Here is a 2,274-nt window from a genome sequence, read left to right as displayed (position 1 = left end):
GTATCCGCCCGACCAACTACAGGTTTGATTCCTGAAGATTATTTTTATAGTTCTGTGGGTATAGATCTTTCAGTTTTTTGTGGTTGATGGTCATGATATTTTCCAGGGTGTATTTCAGCCACTGAAAGGGATTTACGTCGTGCTTTTTGCAAATCGCAAAAAACGAATATATCATGGCCGATCGCTGTGCTGCTTCGTGGCTGCCTGCAAAGAGGTAGTTCTTACGTCCGATCGCCACGGGCCTTATTGCATTTTCGACAAGGTTGTTGTCGATATGCAGGTTTCCATCGTACAAGTAAGCCGACAGTCCATCCCACCGGGCATACGCATAGGCCATGGCTTTACCGATCTGGCTTTTGGGTAGGGTTGATTTTATTTCCTTAAATATCCATTCGCCCAGCTCGTTGATTACCGGCAGGGATTTTTCAAGGCGCAGAGCTTTGGTCGCCCCCGGATCCAGGCTTTCCTCCCTGGCCTGTCGTTCCACGGCATACAGTTTCTGGATCATTAACATGGCTTTTCCCGCCCTGGCTCTATCATTGTCCAAGGCGCGCTCGAATTCTCTTCGTGCATGCGCCCAGCAGGCCAGGTGGGTAATCTCCTTTTTCTTTCCGTGTTGCTGGTAAACGGCATAGCCGTCAGTCTGCAAGTAACCCCGGAAACTGCCCAGCATGGGCAACGGCGCGCTGCCGCCCCGGGTGGGGCTGTAGTCGAACAGCACGGTTTTATCCAGCGGACAATGGTATACCCAATAGTAGCCCTGATGGGCAGCCCCTTTTTTATCCTTATCCAATACTTTTATCGGCGTTTCGTCCACCTGCAGATAGCCTTTTGATTTGGTGTCGAAAACCAATTGTTCATACAGGGGTTGGAGTTTGATGAGTGCTTCCTTTGTCCAGCCCTCAATAGTGGAAGAAGGTATCCGGATATTGTCCCGGGCGAAACGCTGTTTCTGCCGGTAAAGCGGCAGGTGATCCATGTATTTATCGGTCAGGATCATCGCCAGCAGACCAGCTCCGGGTATGCCTTTGTCGATCACCCGCTCGGGAAGCTCGCCGATCTTTACCCCTTCACCGCTTTTAGCAGCATATTTGTAGCGGATATAGCGTTTGATGTAGAACTTTGCAGGCTCGCATTCCAGTTCCTCGGTGATTTCCTTACCGATGCAGACCATATCCGACAGGTCACCCTCCGGGCGGATCTCGATCTCTTGGACAGGAAGGTGTTCCGGAAGTTTCGCACGTCCTTTGTGACTGGGGCGCGTCCGGGTATATTCGATCTTCTCCTTGATTTCTTCCTGTTGTTGCTCCTTCTCTGCGGGCTCCGCATCGAACGGCAGGACTCCCTGATTGGGGTCGCCCTCGAAGCGCTCCCGCTTCTGGCCGAACTGCATCCGCCTGTACATGGCAAGCTGGGACTCCAGGTATTCGATTTTCTCATCACGGCTGGAAATGGCCTTTAAAAGGTCATCTTTTGATAGGTGTTCCAGTGCCGTTTGCATGGCATAAAGATACAAATGGCCAGCGGCTTATACAAGTAAAAAACGATGTTTTTGAGTGCTTCAGACCGCTTTTTGTAAGCTGAACCGGTGCCGCCTGCGGCTCTTCTCCACCACGATTCCCTCCACCATCAGTACCAGCTCGCTCCAGTCGATCCGGCCGCCGGACCCACTGTTTTTGGGTATCGGAAACGTGCCGCCCTCCAGCCTTTTGTAATACAGCACAAAGCCCCCATGCTCCCAGTGCAGCAGTTTCATGTGCGTGCGGCGGCGGTTCAGGAACACAAATACGTCACCACTGGTCGCACTCCGGCCCAGGTGACCGGAGATCAAACCACATAAACCATCGAAACTTTTTCGCATATCACAATGGCCGCCAAACAAATAATAACGGTGCGAGGAACCCAGGCTGAACATCAGGCAAGGGCGATCAGTCTGGACAATAACCCCAAATCGGCCGAGGGGACCTCTACCCGGACACCGTTGGGATAAACAACGGATATCGCCGGGACGTTTCCTGTCATCAACGACCCCATCGGAATAAAACCGCTCCCTCCACCCGACTGTTCCTCTTTCCAACGGGCGATCCAATAACCAAATTTAGCCACGGTGATCCCATGCTGCGCACAAAACTCCTTCCGCGTCAAACCGCTGTCCCGCCACTGACGCACAAGCGTAAACATGTATTCTCTACGTTCCTTCATAATGAAATTATTTGGGCGTAAAATTACAGCGGATCAATTAATCAGGAAAGATGTACTTGGTCGGATGGATAC

At 51.6% G+C, this 2,274-nt stretch carries 3 protein-coding genes; all 3 read right to left on the bottom strand.

The genetic code is table 11. The annotated features are described in order from the left end of the window. Positions 1–16 precede the first annotated feature (16 nt). Genes tnpC through tnpA form a run of 3 tightly spaced genes read right to left on the bottom strand, consistent with a single transcriptional unit; the run spans position 17 to position 2,202 of the window. Entirely contained in the window at positions 17–1,501 is a 1,485-nt protein-coding gene (gene tnpC, locus NGM62_RS21740; RefSeq protein ID WP_262250405.1) for an IS66 family transposase, read from the bottom strand. 60 nt (positions 1,502–1,561) lie between these two features. Then, positions 1,562–1,915 (bottom strand): IS66 family insertion sequence element accessory protein TnpB, encoded by a 354-nt coding sequence (gene tnpB / locus NGM62_RS21735; RefSeq protein ID WP_262250404.1) that lies wholly within the window; start codon positions 1,913–1,915, stop codon positions 1,562–1,564. Beyond that, entirely contained in the window at positions 1,915–2,202 is a 288-nt protein-coding gene (gene tnpA / locus NGM62_RS21730; RefSeq protein ID WP_262250403.1) for an IS66 family insertion sequence element accessory protein TnpA, read from the bottom strand. Before tnpA ends, tnpB begins: the two co-directional genes overlap by 1 nt. Between the last annotated feature and the right edge of the window lie 72 nt (positions 2,203–2,274).

This window comes from Parapedobacter soli (assembly GCF_025460835.1).
Classification (GTDB): domain Bacteria; phylum Bacteroidota; class Bacteroidia; order Sphingobacteriales; family Sphingobacteriaceae; genus Parapedobacter; species Parapedobacter soli.
The sequence above is the reverse complement of the archived record's forward strand: the minus strand, read 5'-3'. Positions and strand labels throughout refer to the sequence as shown.